An 8,040-nucleotide genomic window follows, 5' to 3' on the forward strand; every position below is an offset into this window, starting at 1 on the left:
TTTCTACTGACACTGACTAGTTAATCGTACTACATCTACTTGAAAAATGCTGTAATTCAACATCATACTGAATAGATAGCAACGGGAACTAAGGCGATACAAATGAAAGCAGGCTAGTACGCCTCATTATTTTGGTGGCGAGGTTCTGCCCTTGAATATATCAAGAAAGTAGCAAAGAGAGTTCGGAACTTGTTCGGGCGAAGTATGTGAAGTTGTTCGCATCTGCTAGAATTTCCTTGAATCAACTAGGAGGACAATATGAGCAAGAAGCTAGTCAATCCAGAAGAACTGTACGATGGTGCTGCATTTGGCATGTCTCAGGCTACTGTTGAGACAGAATTGGGGCTAGTTTTCGTATCGGGTCAGGTCGATTGGAATCATCAATATGAAACCACAGAGGACTCGCTCGAAGGACAAGCGAGAAAGGCGCTTGACAATCTTAAAATTGCCCTGACCGCCGCTGGTTCATCGGTCGAACAGCTACTGCAAGTTCGTGTGTATGTTCGAGGTGAAGTTGGAGAGCATCTGGAAACGCTTGCCCCTATTCTTTCTGGCTTTTTAGGCGAATCTCGTCCGTCTTTAACGGGTATCGGCGTAGCTTCCCTCGCATCACCATCAATCCTGATTGAGATTGAAGCGATCGCTAGCATTAAATAGATAATTTTAGTGGGAGTTATATCACCACTTTTGACCACACAATTCATTTGCGGGTAAAACTTCTAGCATTCGCTTTGGGACTGGTAAGTTTAGATTCGTCATCAGTTGAATAAAATCAGTCCGCGATTTTGCAGTCGCCGGATTTCCAGGACAGTTCACAAATCGGGGATTCCAGCATTTCTCTTCAGCGATCGTAGAAACGCTATGCCCCCGATAGTCTCGCCCCGGATAGACCCGTATCATGTCAGGTAGGGTGAACAAGCGTTGTGTCACTGAGTCATAAAGTTTGCCAGCATCGCCGTTCTGGAAATCTGTGCGTCCACAGCCTCGGATTAGTAGAGAATCGCCCGTTAAAATACGATCGTCATTGATCAAATAAGCGTGATGACTCAGCATTGTTTCCTGACCTCAAGGCACGCACGTCAGCGATAAGAACACGAAGATCGCCACCATTAGCGAAGCACATTGTGGGACTGTCAGCCCTTGTGGGAACTCCGCCCAGTCCTTGAAAGACATTGAAGATGACCCTCCATGAAGGTTCTGCAAAATGAGTAGAGCGCATCTCCAAAATCACTGATTTTGGAGATGCGCTCTACTCATTTTAGATTTGATTTAAACGCCAAGCAGGAAAAGGTGCTTCCTACTACACTCTAGCGCATAACATCAGAGGATAACGATGCGATAAATGACTAATGGACCCGTACCACCTGGGCGCGTGAAGTTCAGATTTGCATTTTTACCAAAAACAAATACTCCCTTATTAGTTTCAATCTTACCAGCGTTGTTTCCTGACCACACGCGAAGCACGTCAGCGATAAGAACGTTCTGCTTTCCAGCATTAGCAAAGCACATTGTGGCTCTGTAGAGTTGCTGACCGGTACCTCCTGCAGGACCATCTTGCTTTTGAAAGATGTTAAAAGTGCCGTTTTCGCACTTTGCCCGGTTGAGTGCATGAGCTGGCATACTCATACCAGCAGAGACCCCAACTAGGGATACAGCCAGGACAGCCCACTTAGCCACCTTACCTGGCAACGCGCGGTTCTTGACTAGGGTGGCAAGTCTCCCCCCCGCTGTCGCTTCAAACTTCTCACTCCGTAGTTGTTCTGACTGTTCTTGACTTTTTGGCATCTTAGAATCCATGATTTTACTCCTTGTACGATTTGTTTCTTCAACAGTGGTTGAAGACCTCGTTAGTCTTAATTTGAAGTCTTCTACCTCTGTATAATTAGTGGGTCTGTCAATCCGTCTTTTATGCAGGATTGCTGCACCAGTTTCAAAAAAATGCGAAGCAACCCCTGGGTAAAGAACTGATTATTAGATGTCAAGCATTTGGGGTAGTAGCGAGATCCTTGCATAAAAGGGCGTGTGGCTTAAATCTAGAAATCAAGTTTAACTGAAAATCCATCTGTAAACTTCTAAACAATCAATAAACAAGAGAGAAGCCGAATAAAAAATCATGCTCTGGTCTTTCCTTAAGATGCTAGACAAAAGCATTTGACTAGCACCACAATCAGGAAAAATAAGCCCACAGCCGCTTAAATCAATTTTAGCTGCAAGTACTTCACTATAAATACCCTTCTTTTAATGCTCGAATTGCTTATTATTTGTTTGAGCATAATTCAACACTATGCTGAATAGTATAGTAACGGGAACTAGGCTCTGTTTTAAAACTAAAGCCACAATTGACGAAATAGCATTGTTTTGATGGCAGCCATACGTTAACTCCGAAAGAATAGAGTTTGATGAACCTTGCTATGCTTTCTCAGTTTGATGTATCTGTGGGTACTCTCCAAAGATAAACTCTGTGGATGCGGTCATCTAGCTCCAAAATTACTGTACATCAGTCGGTACATCCTCTAAAAGCGATCAACAACTCGGCGCACCTTATCGTTCTACAAGGTAAGGTGTCGCTAAATTGCATTTCTACTAATTCAGTGGGTGATACCATGATCGATTCATGCAGCGTACATCTATGCCATAAGACGTAGTTTTGCTTATGCCATAAGGCAGTAATCTGGGCAATTTTGAAAAAAAATAGATTAAGTGCAACGGCTGCCTTGGTGAGAAAAGCAGACTTGATCGTTTTACAATTTGTCCATCATGAGAGCAGGCAAAGAGATTAATGCTTCCGAAGTTGAGGAACCCCTCAAACAGGTAAAAGAGAAATGGAAATCGCTTGTGATTGATAAACAAAACTGCATAATTTTTAGCTTCTAGTACCCATAACAATAGTGTGCAGTCATGCAGCAAAATCGTCCCTCACCATTACTTAAACAGAAACAATGCACAAGTCTTCCTCTCAAAGCGATCGAAAGCCACCTCTTCAGCAGCGACCAGGAAGCTGGGCTGGAGTGGCACTGACCCATTGCGGCACTCATTTACAAATTGCGCCATATTTTCTGCTCACTTACAGCTGATCCTGTCTCCGCTCCCAATGTAAGTATCATCAGTCAGGCATAACCAATTTGATTTTATGGAGAAAACTATGATTTTAAGCAGACAACTAGGCTACACGTTTACAGCGATTGCAGCCACGGCAAATTTCGCCACGTTTGAATTTAGCCCAACAGGTGTGCCCATTCCGACTGCACCTGCGATCAATGAAAAGGATCAGGTTGCATTTTGGGGTGCAAATTCTCCGACGGATGCAGGCATCTTTGTCGGCGATGGCAATTCGCTTCGCACGGTTGCAGACCTATCTGGTGAGTTTAGTTTCTTGGGCGTGGGTTCTTCGATTAACGATCTCGGAACAGTTGCATTTATTGCGATTAAACCAGATGGAGAGATTGAGGTATTGACTGGAAAGGGCAATCATTTGACCGAAATTGCTGATAGTCGTGGTGCTTTTAGTTCGTTTCGAGGGGTTGATATCAACGATCGCGGAACGGTTGCTTATCTTGCAGACTTTGATACGGGCGGCAGTGGTCTTTTCATAGGACAGCAAGAGATTATTGCGACTGGAGATGGGCTACTCGGATCAACGGTAACCGAGTTAGATTTTTTGAATAAAGGTCTGAACCAAGATTCCGTTGCGGTTTGGGCAAAATTGGCAGACGGTCGCTCAGGCGTAGGCATGTTTCGCGCTGATCAAAACAAGCCAGCGAAATCGCCTTTTAGCTTGGATCATCTTTACAACAAGATTGGACAATATACGACCACGATCGCAGCCAACGGAGACCCAGCAGATGTTTATTTTCCCCAGGTACCTAAATCAAATTGTAATTCGATCGAATTTCCCATTGTACTTCTGTTGCAGGGTGCGTTAGTAGATAAAGCCGATTACTCTAATTTCGCCAAGCAGGTTGCAAGTTATGGCTTTGTGGTGGTCGTTCCCAATCATGAGCGAACACTTTCAGGACCAAATGATCAATCGGTTACTGGGTTGTTTTCTGAGCAAAATCAAGTAAATGATGTTTTGGCTCAGGTGAAAGTAGAAGACCAAAATGCTAAGTCACCACTCTTTAAGATCATAGATACAACCAAGTTAGGATTGCTGGGGCACTCGTTTGGCGGAGCTGTCGGACTAACGGCATCTCAGCAAGACATCCAGGTGCCGGGATTTTCCTCGCCAGGCTACACCCGCCCGCCGGAGCTAAAGGCAGGTATCTTCTATGGTGCTAATTTACGAAATCAGCAAACGAACGAAGCGTTGCCAATTAATAATCATGGGATCGCGATCGGGTTAATTCAAGGCGATTTGGATGGTGTTGCTGCACCAATTAATGCTCAAAGAACTTATGATCAAATTCGCAATCCCCCTAAAGCTTTAATCACGGTCAAGGGTGCGAATCACTACGGCATCACCAACGAAGATAATCCTGCCCGCGACCCAAACAGACCGACTTTAGATCAAGCAGCAGCGACAAGCGCGATCGCGAAATCGAGCGGCTTATTTTTGAGAGCGCATATACTTAACGATCATCGTGCGTTTGATGCACTATTTAACGCTTCTACGCCTTTCGATCCCAACATCAGCATTATCAGTCAGACACGACCAATGCCGCGAATGAGATAGTTTGAGAAGAAGTCTTTGCGACACAACCCTTTCATCAGCAAGCACTTGGTTTGAGCTTTAATTCAAGCGTATGGTGTTCCAGTGTTCAGCACAGGCTGAATATTTTGATCCGAGGTTAAAACAACCAGTAAATTGTTCACCATTATGGCTTTGCGCTCTTCGTCTAGATTCACAATTTGTTCTTCGCTCAACCGCTTTAAAGCTTCGTTAACCATTCCAACTGCACCTTCGACAATTTGGCGACGCGCCCCAATGATTGCCTGAGCTTGTTGCCGTCGCAGCATGACTTGAGCAATTTCTGGCGCATAAGCAAGATGCGACAGACGCGCCTCCAACACTTCAACGCCTGCGATCGTGAGCCGTGCCTGTAGTTCTTCACGCAGTGCCCGCATAATTTCGTCAGGCACTCCGCGTAGAGAAGGAGTTCCAGCCTCAGCATCGTAAGGATAACGCAGAGCAAGCGATCGAATCGCAGTTTCGCTTTGGGTTGCCACAAACTGCTCATAGTTGTCCACCGCAAAGCGAGATTGGGCAGAATCTTGAACTTGCCACACGACCACAGCAGAAATCTCGATCGGGCTACCTTGCGCTTCGTTGACTTTCAAAATTTTGCTGTCGAAGTTGCGAATGCGAAGCGATACTTTTCGGGTCTACCGGGTGAGTTATGCTAGTCAAGCACTAAATTTAGGAAGAGCTAACGCATTTGAGGAGCTTTGAGAATTCTTAACCCCTACAGACTGTTTATGGTGAACGTATGCATAATGATTCCGATAGACCCATCTTCTCTTGGATGGTTTCGGTTTCGCCAATTTCGTAAAGGCTGATCAAACCATCCTCAATGGTGAAGATTTGCTGAATTGTTGTATTTACAAGCAAATTGCCTTGCAAATCTTTGACGATTTGATGAGCAGTAACGACATTTCGATTGCTTTCATCCGTCTCGAATTTCAACGTCTCAAGCTTCACTCGAATACTTTTGAATTGATTAATCCAATATTCGCGCACCGCATCGCGCCCATAAACGCCTTCTACCCCGTTTGCCCATTTCACGTCCGGGTGCATCACCGAGATGATGGTTTCAATCTCACGGTTGTTGAAGGCATCGTATAAATTTTGCAGAAACTGTTGATTTGGACTCATGATCGTTCACCACACACTCCGAATATCGTTAAAACAGGAAAGCCGTACAACGTTGCCCATTACCCGCCACAGATCACCTTTGTAAGACATCCCCTACAATAGTCTTAGCCTCAACCTGCCGTCTCATCCAATTCTGCTAAAATTATCCCAATCCTGCTTGGGATGTGAAATCTTGACCGGGTAAAGCCGATGGTGAATCATGCAACCTCCATACTTGATCTGACAAACCCGCAGGAAGTAGTACGGGTGCTTCCACAAACACCTCTAGTCGCCAGCTATCATACGGGGTGGAAAGGGTTGACCTTTATCCACTACTGCCATCCTCCCTATCAGACGATCGAGCATTGCCTTTTACAGCATTCACTGGTGATTACAGACCCCAAAAGTTGCTTTCGGGCAGAGCGTCGTTTGGACGGCAAATTGAAACACTATGCCCACGGCAACGGTCGCGTCGATGTTATCCCAGCATTTCTAAGTCATTGGACAAACTGGGATCAAGAAGTCGAATTTTCAGTGATTGCAATTTGTCCAACCTTGCTGAATCAAACCACCCAGGAATTGATGCAGCGTGAGGTAGAACTGATTCCACAGGTGTCGATCGATGATCCGGTCATCCAGCAATTAGCCCTCGCACTCAAGACGGAAATCCAAACGGGCTGTATGTCTAGCAGGTTGTATGGCGAGTCATTAAGAACAGGGCTTGCCGCTCGTTTAGTGCAGAATTATGGAGTCAGCAAGCCTGAGTTCAAAGCCAACGGTTTATCCCAATCACAGTTGGAGCGAGTCATTGATTATATGCAGGCGAATTTGACACAGGATTTATCGATTTTGGATTTGGCGACTTTGACCCGCATGAGCGAATCTCACTTTAGCCGATCCTTCAAGCAATTCGTGGGAACTACACCCTATCAGTATTTGATGCAACAACGTGTGGAACGAGCCAAGCAATTACTGAAACAGCGATCAATTGCAATTAGCGACATCGCTCTAGATTGCGGCTTTGCAAATCAAACTCATCTCACAAAAGTCTTCCGTCAGATGGCAGGGGTGACACCCAAAGCTTATCAAAAGCGATGATCCAAAGCGGATTCTGGGGTCACAGATCTACGCAAAGATGTAAGCACAACGGTGAAGATGAGCGGCGATAAATACCACTGAAACGAAGCTGAAAAACTCTACTAGCCGCTCCATCACATTGTGTACGCCCATGCTGGGCGTGATCTAATGGGGTGAAAGTCCCCTGCAACACAGTAGCCCAGTTGTCAACACTTACAGTAGCGATAAATTCTGCATAAATCGATCGCAGTAGCACCCACCTGATTAATAAGAGTGTCATTTGGCACAACTTATCGTTCTACAAGTTGTGCCGAGTTGTCGATCGCTTTTGGAGAAGGTGCGAACTGATGTGCGGTAATTTCGGATTTGTCGGGAGACGACTTGAGACAGATAGCCAGACGCTGTTACCTAAGCAAGTCGTTAAAATATTTAAAACAATGGGTCATGAAACTGAGATTCGGGGAGAGCAAGCAGGCGGCGGATTGGTTGTCGCGCAAAACAAAGAGCACCAGGTGATGTTTGTCGGCAAAAAGGTGGTGAACCGGAAACGCCGTAATCTGACTCAGGCGCTAGAAGCTGCGTTTGCTCCGATCAGGCGAAGAGCGATCGCGGCAGGTATTCAGCCCCTAGACTCCACGATAACCGCTGTATGGCACTATCGCTACGGTACTAGCAGCCCGCCGAAGATTCTGGAGACTCATTGGCATGAGTGGATGCCCGCAAGAGAAGCGATCGTTTGGCACATGGAGAATGGTCATTGGGTGTCCACTCGCAAAATGGTCAACCACCGCATCACACACAATGGAGACTTTAACGCCTGGTGGATTTTTGGACAATCGATCGATACAACGACGCTAGGATTATGGTTAGAACGAGTCTTACACACGCCAAATGCAACTCGCGGCGATTCTCCTAAGATCGCTGGAATGATGGATTTACTAGTTACGCAGGGAATGTGGGATGCTTCACTGAGACTCGCTTACCAACTTGAGATTGCTGAATCGATTAAAGACGCTTTTGGGGGGCAGGAGCCTGCTAAAAAAGCACCGAACACTGCACCTTCTCAGCAAGTCCTGACTCAGTGGGCTGAGATCTGTGAAGAAGTTTGGCAAAGATATAAGGGATCTGCAATTAAATAAAGTACCAGTTGTGCAGGAATAATAGTAACATCC

8 protein-coding genes and 1 pseudogene are annotated in these 8,040 nt (G+C 45.6%); 5 read left to right on the top strand and 4 right to left on the bottom strand.

The features are described from left to right. Positions 1 to 258: 258 nt before the first annotated feature. A complete protein-coding gene (locus tag ACJ2PR_RS34070; protein ID WP_446871692.1) occupies positions 259 to 657 on the top strand; it encodes a RidA family protein in 399 nt (132 codons plus the stop codon). A gap of 21 nt (positions 658 to 678) precedes the next feature. Here ACJ2PR_RS34070 and ACJ2PR_RS34075 read toward each other — a convergent pair whose 3' ends face one another. Both ACJ2PR_RS34075 and ACJ2PR_RS34080 read right to left on the bottom strand, forming a co-directional pair. Beyond that, complete coding sequence (locus ACJ2PR_RS34075) at positions 679 to 1,053, bottom strand: hypothetical protein (RefSeq protein ID WP_446862407.1); 375 nt, start codon at positions 1,051 to 1,053, stop codon at positions 679 to 681. 267 nt (positions 1,054 to 1,320) lie between these two features. Further along, positions 1,321 to 1,797 carry a beta/gamma crystallin domain-containing protein gene (locus ACJ2PR_RS34080; protein ID WP_446862408.1) on the bottom strand — a complete coding sequence of 159 codons (477 nt, stop codon included), beginning with the start codon at positions 1,795 to 1,797 and terminating at the stop codon, positions 1,321 to 1,323. A gap of 1,142 nt (positions 1,798 to 2,939) precedes the next feature. On the opposite strand from ACJ2PR_RS34080, the gene ACJ2PR_RS34085 reads away from it, so the two are divergent. Together ACJ2PR_RS34085 and ACJ2PR_RS34090 are read left to right on the top strand one after the other, a co-directional pair. Next, positions 2,940 to 3,074 carry a hypothetical protein gene (locus ACJ2PR_RS34085; protein ID WP_446862409.1) on the top strand — a complete coding sequence of 45 codons (135 nt, stop codon included), beginning with the start codon at positions 2,940 to 2,942 and terminating at the stop codon, positions 3,072 to 3,074. A 68-nt stretch (positions 3,075 to 3,142) separates the two neighbouring features. Next, complete coding sequence (locus ACJ2PR_RS34090) at positions 3,143 to 4,672, top strand: alpha/beta hydrolase family protein (RefSeq protein ID WP_446871691.1); 1,530 nt, start codon at positions 3,143 to 3,145, stop codon at positions 4,670 to 4,672. A gap of 62 nt (positions 4,673 to 4,734) precedes the next feature. Here the strand turns inward: ACJ2PR_RS34090 and ACJ2PR_RS34095 are convergent. After that, positions 4,735 to 5,307: pseudogene (locus ACJ2PR_RS34095) on the bottom strand (SPFH domain-containing protein); the annotation flags it as partial. 106 nt (positions 5,308 to 5,413) lie between these two features. Beyond that, complete coding sequence (locus ACJ2PR_RS34100; protein WP_446880375.1) at positions 5,414 to 5,812, bottom strand: nuclear transport factor 2 family protein; 399 nt, start codon at positions 5,810 to 5,812, stop codon at positions 5,414 to 5,416. A gap of 189 nt (positions 5,813 to 6,001) precedes the next feature. Here ACJ2PR_RS34100 and ACJ2PR_RS34105 point away from each other — a divergent pair, with 189 nt between their 5' ends. Both ACJ2PR_RS34105 and ACJ2PR_RS34110 read left to right on the top strand, forming a co-directional pair. Then, positions 6,002 to 6,889, top strand: a complete 888-nt coding sequence (locus tag ACJ2PR_RS34105; RefSeq protein ID WP_446871689.1) for a helix-turn-helix domain-containing protein — start codon at positions 6,002 to 6,004, stop codon at positions 6,887 to 6,889. A gap of 416 nt (positions 6,890 to 7,305) precedes the next feature. After that, the gene (locus ACJ2PR_RS34110; protein WP_446862413.1) at positions 7,306 to 8,007 is read left to right on the top strand and encodes a hypothetical protein; all 702 of its coding nucleotides are present in this window, start codon (positions 7,306 to 7,308) and stop codon (positions 8,005 to 8,007) included. The last annotated feature ends 33 nt before the right edge of the window (positions 8,008 to 8,040 follow it).

The organism is Phormidesmis sp. 146-33, from assembly GCF_052939515.1.

Excerpts from the sequence above, each read along its gene's own strand:
- ACJ2PR_RS34075 (WP_446862407.1), bottom strand. The coding sequence starts at position 1,053 with ATGCTGAGTCATCACGCTTATTTGATCAATGACGATCGTATTTTAACG.
- ACJ2PR_RS34090 (WP_446871691.1), top strand. The coding sequence starts at position 3,143 with ATGATTTTAAGCAGACAACTAGGCTACACGTTTACAGCGATTGCAGCC.
- ACJ2PR_RS34070 (WP_446871692.1), top strand. The coding sequence starts at position 259 with ATGAGCAAGAAGCTAGTCAATCCAGAAGAACTGTACGATGGTGCTGCA.
- ACJ2PR_RS34110 (WP_446862413.1), top strand. The coding sequence starts at position 7,306 with ATGGGTCATGAAACTGAGATTCGGGGAGAGCAAGCAGGCGGCGGATTG.
- ACJ2PR_RS34105 (WP_446871689.1), top strand. The coding sequence starts at position 6,002 with ATGGTGAATCATGCAACCTCCATACTTGATCTGACAAACCCGCAGGAA.
- ACJ2PR_RS34080 (WP_446862408.1), bottom strand. The coding sequence starts at position 1,797 with ATGGATTCTAAGATGCCAAAAAGTCAAGAACAGTCAGAACAACTACGG.
- ACJ2PR_RS34085 (WP_446862409.1), top strand. The coding sequence starts at position 2,940 with ATGCACAAGTCTTCCTCTCAAAGCGATCGAAAGCCACCTCTTCAGCAG.
- ACJ2PR_RS34100 (WP_446880375.1), bottom strand. The coding sequence starts at position 5,812 with ATGAGTCCAAATCAACAGTTTCTGCAAAATTTATACGATGCCTTCAAC.